18 protein-coding genes are annotated in these 17,772 nt (G+C 64.9%); 15 read left to right on the top strand and 3 right to left on the bottom strand.

The features are described from left to right. The first annotated feature begins 20 nt into the window (after positions 1 to 20). From lgt to KQI11_RS06195, 15 genes are all read left to right on the top strand, one after another. On the top strand, positions 21 to 1,025 hold the full coding sequence (gene lgt / locus KQI11_RS06265) for a prolipoprotein diacylglyceryl transferase (protein WP_216401496.1): 1,005 nt from the start codon (positions 21 to 23) through the stop codon (positions 1,023 to 1,025). Then, complete coding sequence (gene folD, locus KQI11_RS06260; RefSeq protein WP_216401495.1) at positions 1,022 to 1,870, top strand: bifunctional methylenetetrahydrofolate dehydrogenase/methenyltetrahydrofolate cyclohydrolase FolD; 849 nt, start codon at positions 1,022 to 1,024, stop codon at positions 1,868 to 1,870. Before lgt ends, folD begins: the two co-directional genes overlap by 4 nt. A gap of 161 nt (positions 1,871 to 2,031) precedes the next feature. Then, on the top strand, positions 2,032 to 2,343 hold the full coding sequence (rplU, locus tag KQI11_RS06255) for a 50S ribosomal protein L21 (protein ID WP_021659952.1): 312 nt from the start codon (positions 2,032 to 2,034) through the stop codon (positions 2,341 to 2,343). Between the two features lie 4 nt (positions 2,344 to 2,347). Continuing rightward, positions 2,348 to 2,662, top strand: a complete 315-nt coding sequence (locus KQI11_RS06250) for a ribosomal-processing cysteine protease Prp (RefSeq protein WP_216401494.1) — start codon at positions 2,348 to 2,350, stop codon at positions 2,660 to 2,662. A gap of 4 nt (positions 2,663 to 2,666) precedes the next feature. After that, on the top strand, positions 2,667 to 2,945 hold the full coding sequence (gene rpmA, locus KQI11_RS06245) for a 50S ribosomal protein L27 (protein WP_021659950.1): 279 nt from the start codon (positions 2,667 to 2,669) through the stop codon (positions 2,943 to 2,945). A gap of 208 nt (positions 2,946 to 3,153) precedes the next feature. Next, positions 3,154 to 4,425 (top strand): GTPase ObgE, encoded by a 1,272-nt coding sequence (gene obgE / locus KQI11_RS06240; protein WP_216401493.1) that lies wholly within the window; start codon positions 3,154 to 3,156, stop codon positions 4,423 to 4,425. Between the two features lie 15 nt (positions 4,426 to 4,440). After that, positions 4,441 to 4,863, top strand: coding sequence for a Mini-ribonuclease 3 (locus KQI11_RS06235; protein WP_243147926.1), 423 nt, complete (start codon positions 4,441 to 4,443; stop codon positions 4,861 to 4,863). Positions 4,864 to 4,881: 18 nt separating this feature from the next. After that, the gene (locus tag KQI11_RS06230) at positions 4,882 to 5,613 is read left to right on the top strand and encodes a YebC/PmpR family DNA-binding transcriptional regulator (protein ID WP_021659946.1); all 732 of its coding nucleotides are present in this window, start codon (positions 4,882 to 4,884) and stop codon (positions 5,611 to 5,613) included. Between the two features lie 180 nt (positions 5,614 to 5,793). Then, entirely contained in the window at positions 5,794 to 6,573 is a 780-nt protein-coding gene (locus KQI11_RS06225) for a 4Fe-4S binding protein (RefSeq protein WP_216401492.1), read from the top strand. An 803-nt stretch (positions 6,574 to 7,376) separates the two neighbouring features. Then, positions 7,377 to 7,841: a helix-turn-helix domain-containing protein gene (locus KQI11_RS06220; protein WP_216401491.1), complete on the top strand. Its 465-nt coding sequence runs from the start codon at positions 7,377 to 7,379 to the stop codon at positions 7,839 to 7,841. Continuing rightward, the gene (locus KQI11_RS06215; RefSeq protein WP_216401490.1) at positions 7,838 to 8,572 is read left to right on the top strand and encodes an ABC transporter ATP-binding protein; all 735 of its coding nucleotides are present in this window, start codon (positions 7,838 to 7,840) and stop codon (positions 8,570 to 8,572) included. The genes KQI11_RS06220 and KQI11_RS06215 overlap by 4 nt, the downstream gene beginning before the upstream one ends. Further along, positions 8,569 to 9,300, top strand: a complete 732-nt coding sequence (locus tag KQI11_RS06210) for an ABC transporter permease (RefSeq protein ID WP_216401489.1) — start codon at positions 8,569 to 8,571, stop codon at positions 9,298 to 9,300. The genes KQI11_RS06215 and KQI11_RS06210 overlap by 4 nt, the downstream gene beginning before the upstream one ends. A gap of 488 nt (positions 9,301 to 9,788) precedes the next feature. Continuing rightward, positions 9,789 to 10,451 carry a hypothetical protein gene (locus tag KQI11_RS06205; protein ID WP_216401488.1) on the top strand — a complete coding sequence of 221 codons (663 nt, stop codon included), beginning with the start codon at positions 9,789 to 9,791 and terminating at the stop codon, positions 10,449 to 10,451. A gap of 92 nt (positions 10,452 to 10,543) precedes the next feature. Further along, positions 10,544 to 11,179, top strand: coding sequence for a GyrI-like domain-containing protein (locus tag KQI11_RS06200; protein ID WP_216401487.1), 636 nt, complete (start codon positions 10,544 to 10,546; stop codon positions 11,177 to 11,179). A 279-nt stretch (positions 11,180 to 11,458) separates the two neighbouring features. Continuing rightward, complete coding sequence (locus KQI11_RS06195; RefSeq protein WP_216401486.1) at positions 11,459 to 13,132, top strand: PASTA domain-containing protein; 1,674 nt, start codon at positions 11,459 to 11,461, stop codon at positions 13,130 to 13,132. Positions 13,133 to 13,571: 439 nt separating this feature from the next. Here KQI11_RS06195 and KQI11_RS06190 read toward each other — a convergent pair whose 3' ends face one another. The 3 genes from KQI11_RS06190 to KQI11_RS06180 form a co-directional block, all read right to left on the bottom strand. Continuing rightward, complete coding sequence (locus tag KQI11_RS06190; RefSeq protein WP_216401485.1) at positions 13,572 to 15,761, bottom strand: bifunctional metallophosphatase/5'-nucleotidase; 2,190 nt, start codon at positions 15,759 to 15,761, stop codon at positions 13,572 to 13,574. Positions 15,762 to 16,944: 1,183 nt separating this feature from the next. Then, positions 16,945 to 17,283, bottom strand: coding sequence for a 30S ribosomal protein S18 (gene rpsR / locus KQI11_RS13560; protein ID WP_216401484.1), 339 nt, complete (start codon positions 17,281 to 17,283; stop codon positions 16,945 to 16,947). Between the two features lie 18 nt (positions 17,284 to 17,301). Next, positions 17,302 to 17,754 carry a single-stranded DNA-binding protein gene (locus tag KQI11_RS06180; RefSeq protein ID WP_021660837.1) on the bottom strand — a complete coding sequence of 151 codons (453 nt, stop codon included), beginning with the start codon at positions 17,752 to 17,754 and terminating at the stop codon, positions 17,302 to 17,304. Positions 17,755 to 17,772 lie beyond the last annotated feature (18 nt).

Raw genomic sequence — 17,772 nt, 5'->3', positions numbered from 1 at the left:
CAAACAAGGAGGATTTTGCAATGGAAGTGCGTTTTCCCGGATTGGGGCTCGACCTGAAAATCAACGACGTGGCCCTCAAGATCGGCAGCTTTGAAATCTACTGGTACGCCGTGGTCATCTGCTTGGGGCTGGTGCTGGCGGTGCTCTACTGCTACCGCCGCTCCAAGCTCTTCGGGGTGAAGGGCGACGACTTTTTGGACGTGGTCTTTTGGGGCTTTTTCGGCGGCATCATCGGCGCGCGGGCCTACTATGTGGCCTACGCCTTTGACCAGTTCAAGGACAACCTCTGGCAGATCTTCAACTTCCGCACCGGCGGGATGGCCATCTACGGCGGGCTCATCGGGGCCATCCTGGTGGGGGCCATCGCCTGCCGGGTCAAGAAGATGAAGGTGCTGCCGGTGCTGGACCTGGCGGGGATGGGCTTTTTCATCGGCCAGGCCCTGGGCCGCTGGGGCAACTTTTTCAACCAGGAGGCCTTCGGCTCCAACACCACCCTCCCCTGGGGGATGTACTCCCAAAACACCGAGGCCTACCTCTCCCGCCACGCCACCGCCCTGGCCGACCTGGGGGTGGCGGTAGACCCCACCATGCCGGTGCACCCCTGCTTTTTTTACGAGTTCCTCTGGTGTTTGGCGGGCTTTTTGATCCTCCACTTCTACACCAAACACCGCCGCTTTGACGGCGAGATGTTCCTTATCTACATTGGCTGGTACGGCCTGGGCCGCTTCTGGATCGAGGGGCTGCGCACCGACAGCCTGATGATTGGCCGGCTGCGGGTCTCCCAGCTGCTGGCCGGGGCCTGCGTCGTCGCCACTCTGATCACCTGGCTGATCGTCAAGGGCAAGATCCGCGCCGCCCACGACGAGAGCTACCTGCGCCCCCAGGCCTGGCAGTTGGCCCGCGCCTCGGCGGCCGCCGAGGGGGAGGGAGGACCTGGACCGTCCGCCCCGGAAGAGGGCGAGGCGGGCCCCGCCGACCCGGCGCCCGAGGCCCCCGACGCCCCCGACGGGGAGGACGGCCGTTGAGCGCCGCCCTCATCGACGGCAAGGCGGTGGCCGCAGCCGTCCGCGCCCGGGTCGCCGCCGGCTGCCGCGCCCTGCGGGAGGAGCGCGGCGTCATCCCCGGATTGGCGGTGCTGCTGGTGGGGGAGGACCCGGCCAGCCAGATCTATGTGCGCAACAAGGAGCGGGCCTGCGCCGAGGTGGGCATCTCCTCCCAAGTCTACCGCCTCCCGGCGCAGACCAGCCAGGAGGAGCTGCTGGCGCGCATCGCCGCCCTGGGCGGCGACGGGTCGGTGCACGGCATCCTGGTGCAGCTCCCCCTGCCGCCGCAGATCGACGAGCGGGCGGTCATCGAGGCCATCCCCCCCGACAAGGACGTGGACGGCTTTCACCCCCAGAGCGCCGGCCGGCTGCTGGTGGGGGAGCCCGGCTTTGTCCCCTGCACCCCCGCGGGGATATTGGAACTCATCGACTCCACCGGCGTCTCGGTGGAGGGCAAGCACTGCGTGGTCATCGGCCGCTCCAACATCGTGGGCAAGCCGACCGCCCTGCTGCTGTTGGGGCGAAACGGCACCGTCACCGTCTGCCACTCCCGCACCCAGGGCCTGCAGGAGATCGCCGCCCGGGCCGACATCCTGGTGGCGGCGGTGGGGCGGGCGGGCTTTGTCACCGGCGAGATGGTGAAGCCCGGCGCCCTGGTGATCGACGTGGGGATGAACCGGGACGCCGCCGGCAAACTCTGCGGGGACGTGGACTTTGCCGCCGCCGCCCAAAAGGCCGCCTACATTACCCCGGTCCCCGGCGGGGTGGGGCCGATGACCATCGCCATGCTCATGCAAAACACCCTGCGCGCCGCCGGGGGGAGATAGGGGCGCAAAAACCGCGAAAAACGGCTTTGTCATGGGGATTTTCCCTTGACAGGGCGGGAGAAATTTGCTAAACTAGGGAAGCCGCATGTTCTGGGCAAACACAAGAGCGGGTCCCCCGCCGCCTATGTATACAGCGAGTCTAATGTAAAGCAGGTGCAAATATGTACGCAGTTATCCAGACCGGCGGGAAGCAGTACAAGGTTTCCCAGGGCGATGTCGTCTACATCGAGAAGCTCGACGCAGAAGACGGCGCCGACTACACCTTCGAGCAGGTCGTGGCCATCTCCGGCGACGACGGGCTGAAGGTCGGCACCCCCTTTGTCGAGGGCGCCAACGTCACCGGCAAGATCGTCAAGTCCGGCAAGGGCAAAAAAATCACGGTATTCACCTACCGCCCCAAAAAGGACTCCAAGCGCAAGATGGGCCACCGGCAGCCCTACACCAAGGTAGAGATCACCGCCATCAACGCGTAAGGAAATGATTCGCATCCGCTTTTGCCGCCGCGGCGGCGAGATCGTCGGGTTTCGAGTCAAGGGCCACGCCGGCTTTGCCGAGAGCGGACAGGACATTGTCTGCGCCTCGGTCACCTCTGCGGTGCAGATGGCGGCGAACGGCCTGACGGAGTGCGCGGGGCTGCCCGCCGACCTCTCGGTACACGAGGGGGACATCTCCCTTCGCTGCGAAGGGGGGGACGAGGGCGCCAAGCTGCTCTTTGAAAGCCTGTACCTGCAGCTGTCGCTGCTGGCGCAGGACTATCCCAAAAACATTGTCATAACCGATACGGAGGTGTAGAGGAATGCTGAAACTCAATATCCAGTTTTTTGCCCATAAGAAAGGCGTCGGTTCCACCCGGAACGGCCGTGACTCCGAGTCCAAGCGCCTTGGCGTGAAGCGGGGCGACGGTCAGTTCGTGCTGGCCGGCAACATCCTGGTCCGCCAGCGCGGCACCCACATCCACCCGGGTGAGAACGTGGGCCGCGGGTCTGACGACACCCTGTTTGCCAAAGTCAGCGGCAAGGTGAAGTTCGAGCGTGTCGGCAAAGACCGCAAAAAGGTCAGCGTCTACGAGGCGTAGAAAAGCGACCCGGCGGTTTTTCGCCCTTTGCAGATGAGCCTTTTCGGAAATCCCGGGCGAAAGCTCGGGATTTCCTTTTGAAAAAAGGCCGCCGCTCCCCCGCCTGCCCGCATGGGCCCCGGCAAACCGGGAAAAGGTAAGGGGGAGAGGCAGGGCGGGAGAACGCTCTCCGAGAAAGGCGCGCCAGCGGGCGCGAACGGGTGAACCGATGTTTGTCGATGTAGTGAAAATCAAGGTCAAGGCCGGCGACGGGGGGGACGGGGCCGTCTCCTTCCGCCGGGAAAAATATGTGGCCGCGGGCGGCCCGGACGGCGGCGACGGCGGCCGGGGTGGCAATGTGGTCTTTCAGGTGGACACCAACCTCTCCACCCTGGTGGACTTTCGCTTCAAGCGCAAGTTCGCGGCCGAGCGGGGCGAAAACGGCTCCGGCGGCAATCGCAAGGGGAAGAGCGGGCAGGACATCCTCATCAAGGTCCCCAAGGGCACCCTGGTGAAGGAGGCCGGCACCGGCAAGGTGATGGCCGACTTGTCGGGGGACGAGCCGGTGGCCGTGGCCCTGGGCGGCCGGGGCGGCGCGGGGAACGCCCGCTTCGCCACCGCCACCCGCCAGGTGCCCCGCTTTGCCAAGCCTGGCCAGCCGGGGGAGGAGTTCGAGCTGGTGCTGGAACTCAAGCTGTTGGCGGACGTGGGGCTGGTGGGCTTCCCCAACGTGGGCAAGTCCACCCTCATCTCGGCGGTGAGCGCCGCCAAACCGAAGATCGCCAACTACCCCTTCACCACCCTCTCCCCGGTCTTGGGGGTGGTCTCGGTGGAGGAGGGGCACTCCTTCGTCATGGCCGACATCCCCGGCCTCATCGAGGGGGCCAGTGAGGGGGTCGGCCTGGGACACGACTTCCTGCGCCACGTGGACCGCTGCCGGCTGATCTTGCACGTGGTGGACGTCTCGGGCCTGGAGGGGCGCGACCCCTGCGAGGACTTTGCCGCCATCAACCGGGAGCTGGAAAACTTCAGCAGTGAGCTGGCCCAGCGGCCGCAGATCGTGGCCGCCAACAAGTGCGAGCTGGCCAGCGACGAGCAGATCGCGCGCTTTGGCGCCTTTGTCCGCGAGCAGGGCTACCCCTTCTATGTGGTTTCCGCCGCCACCCGCCAGGGCCTGCGGGACCTGGTGAACGCTGTCAGCCGCGCCCTGGAAGAGCTGCCCCCCATCGTCCGCTACGAGAGCGATTTCGTGCGGGAGGAGGTAAAGCCCCTCGACTACAGCCAGTTCACCGTCCGCCGGGCCGACGACGCGGCCTACGAGGTGGTCTGCGACTGGGCCGGGGCCCTGCTGGGCTCGGTCAATATGGACGACTACGAATCCCTTCAGTACTTCCAGCGGGTGCTGCGCCAGAGCGGCGTCATCGACCGGCTGGAGGAGATGGGCATCCAGGAAGGGGACACCGTGCGGGTGGGCGATTTCGAGTTCACCTTTGTCTACTAAAAGAGGGGGATGCCTTTGGAACACCCAAAACAGCTCAGCCCGCTGACCCTGGCCTTTCTCGGCGACGGGGTCTACGAGTTGGCGATCCGCCGCTACCTGGTGGAGGCGGGGGGGAGCATGCCCCCCAAAAAGCTCCACAACCTCTGTGTGCAGCACGTGCGCGCCTCGGCCCAGTGCCGGGCCGTGCGCTACATATACGACCGCCTCACCGAGGAGGAGCAGCAGATCTACAAGCGGGGGCGCAACGCCAGCGGGGTGACCGTCCCCAAAAACGCCAGCCCGGCGGAGTACCGGGCCGCCACTGGGCTGGAAGCCCTGGTGGGCTACCTGGACTTAAAGGGCGAGACGGCGCGGCTGAACGAGCTCATCGCCGCCATCTTAGAAATGGAAGAGCGGGAGGGCCCCTGTGACCCCACCCCGCCCGGCGAACCAAAATAGGAAAAAGGAGGACACACCATGTCGGGACATTCCAAGTGGAACAACATCAAGCGCAAGAAGGAGAAGACCGACGGCGCGAAGGCCAAGATCTTCACCAAGTGCGGCCGGGAGATCTCGGTCGCCGTCAAAGAGGGCGGGCCAGACCCCGCCTCCAACTCCAAGCTGCGCGACGCCATCGCCAATGCCAAGGCCAACAACGTGCCCAACGACAACATCGAGCGGGTCATCAAAAAGGCCATGGGCGAGGGCAAGGACACCTATGAAGAGATCCTCTACGAGGGATACGGCCCCGGCGGCACCGCCTTTTTGGTGGAGACCCTGTCGGACAACCGCAACCGCACCGCGGCCAACATCCGCCACTATTTTGACAAGTTCGGCGGCAACCTGGGCCAGTCGGGCTGTGTCTCCTTCCTCTTTACCCAGAAGGGGGTCATCGACCTGAACGCCGACGGGGTGGACGAGGAGGCCTTTATGGAGGACGCCCTGGAAGCCGGGGTGGAGGACTACACCTTTGAGGACGGGGTGATCGAGTGCACCGTCGCCCCCGAGGGCTTCTCCGCCGCGCGGGAGTACTTTGACAAAAAGGGATTTGTCTTCTACTCGGCCGAGGTGGCCTATCTCCCCAGCACCACCACCCACCTGGACGACCCCGACCAAATCAAGAAGATCGGCCTGCTCATCGACCACCTGGAAGAGGACGACGACGTGCAGGACATCTGGCACAACTGGGACGAGGAGGACGGCGAGTAGCCGTTTGCTCACCCTCACCCCCTGTCGCTGCCGTTTTGGGCCCGCTTCGGCCCCTCCCCGCCTTTTGCGCGGAGGAGGCGCCGGCGGGCCCTTTTTGCACCTGTGAAGCGGCCCCCACTTGACAGGCCGTTTTCTTTGGGGGATAGTGGAGAAAAACCGAGAGAGAAAGAGGAGAACCAAATGAAGATCAAAAGCGCCCAGCTCATCTACTTCAGCGCCGCCGGCACCACCGAGCAAACCGCCCGCCTCATCGGCGAGGGGCTCGCCCTCCCCACCCAGGGGCGCAACCTCCTGCGCCAGCCCCTGACGGAGGAGTGGGCCCTTCCCACCGACTGTCTGGCGGTGGTCTGCGCCCCGGTCTACGCCGGGCGGGTGCCTGCCCTCTGCGCCGAGAGCCTGCGCCGCCTGAAGGGGGAGGGCGGGCCCGCCCTGGCGGTGGCGGTCTACGGCAACCGCGACTTTGACGACTGCCTGGTGGAGCTCTCCGACCTGTTGGAGGCGGGGGGATTTCACACGGTAGGGGCGGCCGCGGCGGTGGCCCAGCACTCCATCTTCCCCACCGTGGGCCAAGGCCGCCCCGACGGGGAGGATGCGGCCTTTCTCGCTCGCTTTGCCGCCGAGGGGAAGGCGGCGGCCGAGGCCCTTGACCCCGCCGCGCCCCTGGCCCTCCACCTGCCGGGCGGCCGCCCGTACAGGGAGGCGGGGTCCGTCCCTCTCCACCCCTCCGGCGACCGCCGCTGCACCGGCTGCGGGGCCTGCGCGGCCGTCTGCCCGGCCGGGGCCATCGACCCCGCCGTCCCCAAAAAGACCGACGGGGAGCGGTGTATCTCCTGCGCCGCCTGCATCGCCGTCTGCCCCACCGGGGCCCGCGCCTTTCGGGGCCCTGCCTACCGGTTGGCCCGGAAGGGCTTTGAAAAGAAGTGCGCTGCCCGCCGGGAGCCGGTCGCCTTTTTCGGGTGATCGCAGTCCAGTGCGGGCGGCGGGAGCCGATTGCGTTTTTGCCGGGGGAGAGGAGCTGGACCGTCTTTCGCCGTCCATCGTCTGCCGGAAGGGCGCTCACTCCGCTCCGCCCCGCACAGAGGGGCACGGCTGCCGCCCTTTCCCCAGCGGCTGCTCTCGAACCCGCCGACTTGGTGCCGGGAGGGCGCTCACTCCGCCCTGCCCCGCACAGAGGGGCACGGCAGCCGCCCTTTCCCCAGCGGCCGCCCTCGAACTCGCCGACTTGGTGGCGGGAGGGCGCTCACTCCGCCTCGCCCCGCACAGAGGGACACGGCTGCCGCCCTTTCCCCAGCGGCTGCCCCCGAACCCGCCGACTTGGTGGCGGGAGGGCGCTCACTCCGCTCTGCCCCGCATAGAGGGGCACAGCTGCCGCCTTTTCCCCAGCGGCTGCCCCCGAACCCGCCGACTTGGTGCCGAGAGGGCGCTCACCCCGCCCCGCACAGAGGGGCACGGCAGCCGCCTTTTCCCCAGCGGCCGCCTCGGACCCGCTGACTTGGTGCCGGGAAGTTTGAAGTCGGCGGCGCGGAAAGCCTCCCCCTGGCCGCAATCGCCCCTCCGGCGGGGGAAGCGAACGGGGGGATCTCACCGCCTGATCGCCCGTCCAATATGACCGCCGGTGGGGCCTGTTCCCCGCGAAGACGGCGCGGTTGCCCCCTTTGGGAGCTGGGGGAGGGGCAACTGAAACGAACACCCCCTGTCAGCCGCAATTGGTGGTTTTGGCCGCTGTGGTGGGGTAGAATACAGCCATAGGAGGTGTGAAAAGTATGATTCATGAGAATTTGCAGTTTCTGCGCCGGGCCCACGGCTACTCCCAGGAGGAGGTGGCCGAGCGCATCGGGGTCTCCCGCCAGGCCGTCGCCAAGTGGGAGAGCGGCGAGACCATCCCCGACCTCCCCAACACCCAGGCCCTGGCCACCCTTTACAACATCACCCTGGACGAACTGGTCAACCACCACGACAGCCAGGGCGGGGCGCTGCTCACCCCGAAAGGCAAGCATCTCTTCGGCCTGGTGCGGGTGGGTGAGCGGGGGCAGATCGTCATCCCCAAGCGGGCCCGGGAGGTGTTCTCCATCTCCACCGGGGACCAGTTGCTGGTTTTGGGGGACGAGGAGCAGGGGATCGCCATCGTCAAGGCCGACCTGGTGCAGTCCTTCGCGCACGAGCTGATGAAGGCCGCCCAGCGAGAGAAGGCCCCACCCCGCAGCGAGAGAGGGGGCGAGGGGGAGTGAACGCCATTGAGACCAAGGCCCTCACCAAGCGCTACCGGGACAAACCGGCCCTGGACAGGCTGGACCTGTGCGTCGGGCAGGGAGAGCTGTTTGCCCTGCTGGGGGTCAACGGGGCGGGCAAATCCACCGCCATCAAGCTGCTCTCCTGCCTGATCGCCCCCACCGCGGGGGAGGCCTGGCTGATGGGCCACAGCATCCTCCGGGAGAAGGAGCGGGTCAAGGCGGTCATCAGCCTCTCCCCGCAGGAGACGGCGGTGGCCCCCAACCTCACCGTCCGCGAAAACCTGGAACTGATGGCTGGCATCGGCGGCTGCAGCAGGGGAGAGGCCCGCGCCAAGGCGGCCCAGTCCATTCGGGAGGGGGGCTTTGCCCAGGTGGAGAGGAAACAGGCCCGCACCCTCTCGGGCGGCTGGCAGCGGCGGTTGAGCATCGCCCTGGCCCTCATCACCGACCCCCAGGTCCTCTTTTTAGACGAGCCCACCCTGGGCCTGGACGTCCTTTCCCGGCGGGAGCTCTGGCGGGAGATCCAGCGCCTCAAGGGCCGGGTGACGGTGGTGCTGACCACCCACTACCTGGAGGAGGCGCAGGCTCTGTCCGACCGCATCGGCATCCTGGTCGAGGGGCGGCTGCGCACCGTCGGCACCGCCGGGGAGCTGATGGCCCAGGCAGGTGCGTCCAGCTTTGAAGACGCCTTTGTCGCCCTGGCGGGGGAGAGGGGGGCTGCCCTGTGAACCGGACCCTTGCCTTTGCGGGCAGGAACGCCAAGGAGATCGTCCGCGACCGCATCAACCTGCTGTTTGGGATGGGCTTCCCGGTCATTCTCCTGCTGCTGCTCACCGCCATTCAGAAAAATGTCCCCACCGAGCTCTTTCCCATTGCCCGGCTGGCCCCGGGCATCGCGGTCTTCGGCCTCTCCTTCATCTCCCTCTTCTCGGGGATGCTCATCGCCCGCGACCGCACCAGCGCCTTTGTCCAGCGGCTCTTCACCTCCCCCATGCGGGCGGGCGATTTCCTGCTGGGGTACATCCTCCCCCTCTTTCCCATGGCGCTGGCACAGGGGGCGGTCTGCTACCTGACGGCCCTCTGCCTGGGGCTCCCCGTCACGGCAAACCTGCTGCCGGCGCTGGCGGTGCTGCTGCCGACAGCCCTTTTATTCATCGCCATCGGGCTGCTCTGCGGCAGTCTCTTTACCGACCGGCAGGTGGGCGGGCTCTGCGGGGCCCTCCTCACCAACCTCTCCGCCTGGCTGTCGGACACCTGGTTCGACGTGAGCCTGGTGGGCGGCGCCTTTGAGCGGGTGGCGGATGCCCTCCCCTTCATCCACGCGGTCAAGGCGGGGAGGTCCGCCCTGGCAGGGGATTGGGGAGGCATCTTCCCCCACCTCTGGTGGGTGGTGGGCTACGCGGTGGCGGTGCTGGCGGTGGCCGTCTGGGTCTTTCGCCGCAGGATGCGCGGCTGATGAAAGCGGGCCCTGCTTCTACCAAGAGGAGCAGGGCCCGCTTTTTTGGTTGCCGCCGCAAAAAAGGAGCGCAGAGGGGCGGCGCCTTGGCCCGAAAAAGGCGGTGCCCGCCACGGCCGCCGCGCGGTGGGAAAATGCGGCTTGTCTGTCGGTGGAAGGGGGAAAATCCCCGTCTGCAAACGGGCCGTTGAAACCGCCGGACGGCCGATGTGGAGGCCGCCCGCGGAGAGGGGAGAAGAGCTTCCCCCTCCTCTTTGCGGATGGGGAGGAGGGGTCCACTGAGTCGGGCGCACCCCTTGCCTCCGGGGCGGCAAGGGGGTTCCAAAAGGGGGGGGGCGCAGCGCCAATTCGGCGCGGCGGGCGCAGGACCGGCAGGGTGGGAAAGCTGCCCAAAATTTCCCCGCAAAAGAGGGCAGGTGGACGAATGTGGGCGGTTTTCCTAGGCAGCGCCCTGCCCTTCGGTGTATGATGGCAGTGAGGTGATGGAGATGAAAAAAAGCGCAGAGAGATGGTCCGGCATCCCCCTGGGGATCGCTTCCCTGTCCCTCCTTGTCTGGGGGGGAGAGGTGGCCTACCAAACGGGGATCGCCCGGGACGAATACGCCTTTTGGTACCAGGACAGCCTGCTGCGGAACGGGCTTCTCTACGCCCTTGTCCTCCTGCTGGCGGCAGCGGCCCTGGCCGCCGGCGCGGTGCAGTTTCTGCGCCGCAGGGGGCTGGGGCGCGGAGGGGTGGCCGCTCTGGCGGTCCTCTCCGGGGCCGCCCTGGCGGTGGTCGCCTACAGCGCCCACTACAATCGCACCCTCATCCGGGATCACCGGCCCGACGGCCCCTTCTCCCCCATTTCGGCAGAGGAGGTGGAGGCGCGGCTCCTCACCGCCGAGGGGAAGGGGGACCTCCTCCTCTACATTGCGGACGAGGGGGCCGGCGATGCGGCCGTAACGGCGGCCCTGCGCTCCTATTTGGAGGAACGGGACGCCCGGATTTTTCGCTACACCCCGCAGGGGGACGAGAGGGACACGGCCCTGCTGGCCAAACTGGGCGTCGAGGAGACGCCGGTGCTGCTGCGGGGGAGCAGCCTCAAACAGCAGTACAGGGGAGAGGAGATTTTGCGGGAGTTGATTGCGGGGGACCGGCTCCTGGCCGGGTGACGCGGCGTTTCCCCCATACCTGACAGACTGCTGTCCAGTTCTCCTTGCTATCCTGTAAAAAAAGAGAACACCCTTTACAGGAGGAATGAAACATGGCTGCACTGGACTACAAAAAAGCAGAGAGATCCCTTTATCTCCCCGGCGAGACGCCGTCCCTCATCGAGGTGCCGCCCCTCCCCTTTGTGGCGGTGGAGGGGCGGGGCGACCCCAACGAGGAGGGCGGCGAATTCTCCCGGGCGGTGTCCGTCCTCTACGCCGTCTCCTACACCATCCGCATGAGCGAGAAGGGCGGGCACCCCATCGATGGGTTCTTTGCGTACGTCGTTCCCCCGCTGGAGGGCTGGTGGTGGAGCGAGGGGGGCGCAGACACCGACTTTGGCGACAAGTCCTCCTTCTGCTGGCGGGCGGCCATCCGCCTGCCCGACTTTGTCACCGACCAGGTTTTTGCCTGGGCGAGGGAGGAAGCCGCCCGCAAGAAAAAGCTGGACACCAGCGCCGCTTTTCGGCTGACAGTGGACGAGGGGCTCTGCGTCCAGTGCCTGCACTGGGGCAGTTACGACGACGAGCCCCAGACCCTGGCCAGGATGCACGCCTACCTGGCAAAGGAGGGGTACCGCCCCGACTTGAGCGAGGGGCGCCGCCACCACGAAATCTACCTGGGCGACCCCCGCAAGACCCCGGTGGACAAGCAGAAGACCGTTCTGCGGCTGCCGGTGGCGCCCCTCTGACAGCACCCCTGTTTTGCCGGGGGCGGCCCTTCCCGCGGGGAGGGGCCGCCCCTTTTTCGTGTCCGGGAGGGGGTGGAAAAAATCTCCGCCTATTGGGGGGACAAAATGGGGGATCCAGCCCCCTCTGGCGCTTGCAACTGGGCGGGAAAAAGGGTATGATAAGATGAATGGCCGAGGGGGAAAAGCGCCCTGCGGGCCGCCCACCTCGGCAGAATTTGTCGATTTTGATCCATCTGTTTGCGCCCAGCGCCATCACACCACAGTAGGAGAGAACGCCAGATGAACATAGATACCAACCGCTGTATCCACTGCATGACCCCGCTGGAAGAGGGTCGCTGCCCCCGCTGCCACATCGACCAGAACACCCCTAACCCCCACCCGGCCCTGCCGGTCCACACGGTGGTGGCCGGCCGCTTTTTGCTGGGCCAGGTCATCCACATGGACGGCGAGGGGATCGACTACCAGGGCTATGATTGCCAGGAGGAGCGCCGCGTCACCGTGCGGGAGCTGTTCCCCACCGGTCTGGTGGACCGGGAGTTCAACGGTTCCGCCGGGGTGGCCGTGGGGGAGAGCATGCACTTTAAGACGGTGGTCGAATCCTTTGTCGACCTCTACAAGTCCCTCGCCCACATCGAGGCGGCCGAGGCCCTCTGCCAGGTCTACGGCGTCTGGAAGGACCGGGGCACCGTCTACGCCGTGACCGAGCACTTTGACGGCATCTCCCTCTCGGTGGTGCTCTCCCGCACCATCGGCGAGATCGACAGCGCCGCCACCCTCAACATCCTCAAGCCCTTTTTCAAGACCCTGCGGGAGATCCACAAGCTGGGGATGGTGCACGGCGGCATCTGCCCCGACAACATCCTGGTCAACGGGGAGGGGGAGGTCCGGCTGGTGGGCTTTGCCACCTCCGCCCTGCGCACCAAGGGCTCGGAACTGCAGTGCGAACTCTTTCCCGGCTACTCGGCGCCCGAGCAGTACAGCGTCACCGGCTGGCAGGGCTCCTGGACCGACATCTACGCCGTGGGGGCCACCATCTACCGCTGCATCACCGGCACCCGCCCCCAGAGTGCGGACGAGCGGCTCACCGCCGACGCCCTGCTCCCCCCGATAGAGGTCAACCACACGGTGGACAGCCGCCTCTCCCAGGCGGTGGCCGCCGCCCTGGTGCTCCCCTCCAAGGGGCGCATCCGCACCATTGAGGAGTTTGCCACCGCCCTGCTGCCCCGGCAAGTCCCCACCCCGTCGGAGGCCCCCACCAAGGAGGCAGTCCGCATCACCGACGAGGAGGAGTCCCGCCCCGCCGCCCAGTCACCCAAGAAGGGCGGGAAGGACTCCGGCGGCAACAAGAAGTTTATCTGGATGATTGCGGGGATCGCCGCTGCCCTGGTGATTGTCGGCGCGGCCATTGCCGTCTGGCTCTACACCCGGCCCACCGAAGACCCGGCGGGTGGCTCCTCGTCGCAGACCTCCTCCCAGTCCTCCTCCAGCGGGGAGAGCTCCTCTGCCGGCAGCTCCTCCGGGACCGCTTCCTCCAGCGGGTCGCAGGTGGGCGAGGTCAAAGTCCCCAGCGCGGTGGGCAAACCCCTCTCCGACTTCCAGAAGGACCATGCCGACATCCCCTACCGGGTGGTCACCGCCTACAGCAGCGAGTATGACAAGGATGTCATCTGCGATCTCTCCCCCAAGGCGGGCGAGACCCTCAAGGCGGGCGAAGTGCTCACCATCACCGTCAGCAAGGGCCCCGAAGATGTGGAGATGCCCAACATCGTCGGCAAGAGCTGGGCCAGTGTGAAGGGCGATTTGGATGCAAAGAAAATCAAGTACAATGTGATCCATGTCTATGAGGGGGAGGGCGCCAATGGTACCGTTCTCGCCACCGACCCCTCGGCCGGCACCAAGGTCACCCCCGGCAGCACGGTGGTCACTGTGCGGGTGCTGCAAAAACAGAGCTAGTCGATTTGAAACAGGATTGGTTGCAAAAAGGCGAAGGGAGCCATCCCCTCGCCTTTTTTGGTGTGTGGAGAAGGCGCTTTCGACAGTTTGCCGGGCGCCCCTTCGATTGGGTTGCCGAGGAAGGAGAGGGGGACGTTGACAGAGGATTCTCCTCCTGCCCTCTATGTATCGCCCTGTCTGGCGAAGGCGTGCAGAGACTGAGGAGAGAGCTTTACCGTGTATGGGGCACCAGTTTCAGTATAATTTGATATAAAATATACAAATTGGAAAGAATGAGAAGGGAAACCGGTTGAAAAAGATGAAGGTCCAGCCGGTATTTGCCGCTTTGCGGGGGAGCACCTCCTCGGGAAAAAAGCAAAAGATCAGAAAAAGGGAGCGCAGTCAGTCTGACTGCGCTCCCTCATCTTTTGGGAAAGGAGAGGCTTTGGTTAGGGGAAAACTAGTGTTTCCGCTTTTTCAGGGACAGGGCCGCCAGGCCGGAGATGGCCAGCGCCGAGAAGGCGATCAGGGAACCGGTGCTGTCGCCGGTATTGACCGAGTCGCCCTTTTCCTTGCCGTCGTCAGGGGTGGTGACGTCGGGGTCGGGGTTGGTGTCAGAGCCGCCGCCCTGGTTGACCACAGTGTAGTTGGCCTGCAGGGTGATGGACTTGTGGCCGGCGTAGTCGCTGACATAGTCGGCGGCGCGGCTGCCGTCCTCGGCGATGGCGCAGAGGTCGTGCAGGCCGTTGTCGATGCCGGGCACGGTGATGACGCCGTTCTCGTCGGCCGTGTACTCGCCAAAGGCCTTGCCGTCGATCTCCACCTTGGCCCAGGCGCCGGCGGCGGGGTTGCCCTCTTTGTCCAGCAGGCTGACGGTGGCGTCGTACTTGGTGGCGGTGTAGCCGGTGTTGATGGCCTTGATCCGCCCGGTCTCGCTGAGAACGCAGATGCCGTCCTCGTTCCCAGGTTGGCCCATCAGGTACTTGATGTAGTTGGTCAGGAAGACGTCGTTGGAGGTGTCGGCCCCCACCACGCTGACCTGCCCGTCGTTATAGTAAGCGGGGTCGCACATGTAGTAGCCGTCGCCGCCGCCCACTTCGTAGGAGCCGGTCATGATCAAAACGTACTTGTCGGTGGCGTTTTTGTCGATGGCGGTGCCGTCGTCCAGGGTGATCTTGGTGACCCGGTTGCCCATCTTCTTGGCTTCCGAATCGGTGGCGGTCTTGGTCGGGTCGTACTCGTAGCTAAAGCCGGAGGGGATGAAGAACCGGCCCTTGTTGCCGAAGATCTCGCCGGTGTTGGCGGTGTCCGCCCCCTCGGCGTTGACGGAGATCAGGCTGACGCCGTTCTCCACCATCTCCCACAGGGCTTTGTGGCTCATCTTCAGGTAGCGGGTCTCGCCGCCGAAGGGCAGCACGGTGATGATGTCCTTCTTGGTGATGTCCCCGGCGGGGATGGAGGCGCGCACGCCGCCACCGCCGGTGAAGCCGACGACCGGCAGGTTTTTCAGCTCATCCGGGGCGGTCTTCTGCCACTGCAGGGTCTGCCAGCGGTTGGCGTCGGCCACCAGGTCGGCCATGTTGCTCTCGGCGCGGCGGCAGATGGGGGTCCCGCCGTAGAGGCCGATCTTGGTCTTGCCGATGACCTCGGCGTACTTCTCGTTGACCTCTTTGGCGACTGCGTCGGCCACCGTCTTGACGGCGGGGTCGGGGGTGTAGCCGTTCTTCATCGACTCATTGGTGATGCCCTCGGACTTGATGTCCACAGTGCCGTCTTTTTTGACGGTGATGGTCACTTTGCCCACAAAGGCCAGGGCGGTGCCGGTGGAGACGATGGTGGTGTTGCCCTGTTTGATGGCGCCCTTGTTGTTCTTATCGTACTGGCCGGCAGTGCCCATCCGCTCCAGGTGGTCGTGGCCGTCCACGATCAGGTCGATGCCGGTGACATTTTTCGCCAGGTCGACAGAGGTCCACTTGTTGGAGGACTCGCCCAGGTGGCAGAGGGCGATGACCACGTCACAGCCCTGGTTGTTTTTCAGGTCGTTGACGGTGTTCCGGGCAACGGTTTCCAGGTCGCTGCCGTGGAAGTTGAGTTTGCCCACCTTGGCGGGCTGGCTCAACTCAAAGGTCTCGGGGGTGTCCAGCGCAAAGACGCCCACCTTGACGTTGTCGTAATTGAAGACCTTGGTCTTTTTCAGCTTGTTCAGCCCGTCGACGATGTTCTCGGGGTCGTCGATGTTGGTGTTGAGGATGTCGAACTTGGCTGCCTTGATGTTGGCGGAGATCTCGGCCAGGGAATAGTCAAACTCGTGGTTGCCCAGGGCGGCGGCGTCATAGCCGACCTCGTTCATGATTTTGATGGCGCTCTGTCCCTTGGAGTCGGCCACAAAGGGCGTCCCCTGGGAGTAGTCGCCGGCGTCCACCAGCAGCACCTTCTGGCCGCCAGCTTCCATGGCCTTTTTCATGCCGGCCAGGTAGTCCAGCCCGGCATGGGAATCGTCGCTCACCACAGCGCCGTGGACGTCGTTGGTGTGCAGTACAGTGATGACGGTATCCTCTGCGTTGGGGGTTGCAAACGCGGTAGCCGCCATGCTCACCGTCAGGGCCGCTGCCAAAACGGCAGAAAGTCCCTTCTTGAAAAGCGGTTTCATCGTGTGTTTTCCTCCTTCTTTCATTTCCAGAGCCACAGGATGCGGCCCTCCAATCGGAAAATCGCCCCGCTTCGGCCCGCTCCCTGCGGCCTTTCCCAATCCGCAGGTCCAGAAGAGCAGGGGGGAATAACAGTTCGATCCCCAGTCGAAACGGGAAACAATTTCCATATAGGTATTATACAACATTTACATATTTGTACAACAAAAAAAAAAAAAATGGATGCTTTGACGAATAACCAAAGTTTCTGTAAAAATTATGTAAAGTGTAGTGAAAGACAGAGAAATCAGGGGCAAGTGAGGGGGAGATTTTTCATCTTCCTTTAGAAACTGCAGGTTTTGACAGATTTTTTATGGGCTGGTTTCCACCGGGAGAGGGGAGGGAGCTGCTCCCTCTTTTTGCCAGCTGAAGAGCTGTGTCCGCCCGGTGGAGGAGAGGGGGCAAACACAGAGATTGCCTGCTGAACCGCTCCGGTCAAAGAAGCCAGGGGGAAAGGGCATTTGGCCGGGCAGTAGCTCATTTCGCGGCGCCGAGGCGGGGCAGCTCCTTGTTGCCTCTTTTTCCAGGCGCTGCTTCCGGGCGATTTTTGGAGAGAGAGGGGTGCAGCCGCCTTTTTTGCCAGGCGCTGCCGGGCCTGTCTGTGCGGGGAGCGCCCTTTTTGCAGCAAAGGGTCTCCGCCATGACGAGATGTAGGCAAGTCCGAGAAAAAGCGCCATTTGGCAGCGGCTGGGGCAAGTCTCGCCGGCCGCCCTTTTCGGGGCAGAGAGTATTTGCCGGCCGGAGAGAGGGGACCACCGCTGCTTTTTTGACCTGTTCCGGCCGTTTGATTGGCGGGGAGCGTCCACAGCGGCGGAGGGGAGATAGGTACAACCGCCGACAAAGCCGATGCCCTGATTCGGCCCTATGGGGGCTTGGCGCCGGCAGACGACCCAGGGCACACTGAAAAATTTTTTCGCCTGCCCTGCGGCTCGCAAACCGGCAAACTTGCCTTTCTGATCGTGTCCCCTCCTGACAGCAACTCCGCTGCCGACAGCTCGCCCTGTTCGATGGTCCCGGCGAAAATTTTTTCGGGGCGCTCCCCCCGGCAGGAGCGGAGAGAGGGGCGCTGACAACAAAAAGAGCGCCGACCCCCAAAAGGGTCGGCGCTCTTGACAGAGACAAGCAAAGTCCGGCTGCCTGATCAGTTTAGTCGTTGGTGTAGGGCAGCAGGGCCAGGTGACGGGCGCGCTTGATGGCGGTCGTCAGGGCGCGCTGGTGGAACGCGCAGGTGCCGGTCACGCGGCGGGGGACGATCTTTCCCCGGTCGGACAGGTACCGTCTGAGCTTGCTGATGTCTTTGTAGTCGATGGTCTCGGCCTTGTCGGCGCAGAAAGCGCAGACCTTGCGGCGGCCGCGTTTGCCGCCGCGGAACCCGCCGCCTCTCCGGTCGCGGTTGTACTCCCGGGGCTCGCGGTTCTCGCGGAGGGCCGGAGCGGTGCTGGAAGCAGCGGCAGGGGCCGCTGCGGTGGTGGTTTTCTCTTCCACGGTCGTTTCCTCCTTGTGTTAGAATGGGAGATCGTCGTCGCTGGCGATCTCTTCAAAGTCACCGGTGCTGCCCGACGAAAAGCTCATAACGTCGCTCTGGGGGGGCTGCTGCGGCATGGAGAAGGTCGTCCCGCCGCTCTGAGAAGCGGAGGATTTGCTCTCACAAAAATGCACGTTGTCGGCCACGATCTCAAAGGCAGTGCGGTTGTTGCCGTCGCGGTCCTGGTACTTGCGGGTCTGGATCGACCCGTTGACGGCGATCATATTTCCCTTTTTGAAGTAGCGGCAGACAAATTCGGCGGTGCTGCGCCAGGCCACAACGTTGATGAAATCGGTCTCGCGCTCCTGCCCTTGGCGGACAAAGGAGCGGGCCACCGCCACCGAAAAGCTGGTGACGGGCACGTTGTTGGGGGTGTGGCGAAGCTCCGGGTCGGCTGTCAATCTGCCCATGATGGCTGCGATGTTCAACATAAGCCGTTCCCCTTTCCG

It is taken from the genome of Acetanaerobacterium sp. MSJ-12, assembly GCF_018917875.1.
In the GTDB taxonomy this organism is placed as follows: domain Bacteria; phylum Bacillota; class Clostridia; order Oscillospirales; family Ruminococcaceae; genus Bittarella; species Bittarella massiliensis.
This window is presented reverse-complemented; position numbering and strand designations above follow the sequence as displayed.

Bases quoted from the DNA above. Each gene is read 5' to 3' on its own strand.
- lgt (WP_216401496.1), top strand. From the start codon at position 21: ATGGAAGTGCGTTTTCCCGGATTGGGGCTCGACCTGAAAATCAACGAC.
- rplU (WP_021659952.1), top strand. From the start codon at position 2,032: ATGTACGCAGTTATCCAGACCGGCGGGAAGCAGTACAAGGTTTCCCAG.
- KQI11_RS06250 (WP_216401494.1), top strand. From the start codon at position 2,348: ATGATTCGCATCCGCTTTTGCCGCCGCGGCGGCGAGATCGTCGGGTTT.
- rpmA (WP_021659950.1), top strand. From the start codon at position 2,667: ATGCTGAAACTCAATATCCAGTTTTTTGCCCATAAGAAAGGCGTCGGT.
- obgE (WP_216401493.1), top strand. From the start codon at position 3,154: ATGTTTGTCGATGTAGTGAAAATCAAGGTCAAGGCCGGCGACGGGGGG.
- KQI11_RS06230 (WP_021659946.1), top strand. From the start codon at position 4,882: ATGTCGGGACATTCCAAGTGGAACAACATCAAGCGCAAGAAGGAGAAG.
- KQI11_RS06225 (WP_216401492.1), top strand. From the start codon at position 5,794: ATGAAGATCAAAAGCGCCCAGCTCATCTACTTCAGCGCCGCCGGCACC.
- KQI11_RS06220 (WP_216401491.1), top strand. From the start codon at position 7,377: ATGATTCATGAGAATTTGCAGTTTCTGCGCCGGGCCCACGGCTACTCC.
- KQI11_RS06205 (WP_216401488.1), top strand. From the start codon at position 9,789: ATGAAAAAAAGCGCAGAGAGATGGTCCGGCATCCCCCTGGGGATCGCT.
- KQI11_RS06200 (WP_216401487.1), top strand. From the start codon at position 10,544: ATGGCTGCACTGGACTACAAAAAAGCAGAGAGATCCCTTTATCTCCCC.
- KQI11_RS06195 (WP_216401486.1), top strand. From the start codon at position 11,459: ATGAACATAGATACCAACCGCTGTATCCACTGCATGACCCCGCTGGAA.
- KQI11_RS06190 (WP_216401485.1), bottom strand. From the start codon at position 15,761: ATGAAACCGCTTTTCAAGAAGGGACTTTCTGCCGTTTTGGCAGCGGCC.
- KQI11_RS06180 (WP_021660837.1), bottom strand. From the start codon at position 17,754: ATGTTGAACATCGCAGCCATCATGGGCAGATTGACAGCCGACCCGGAG.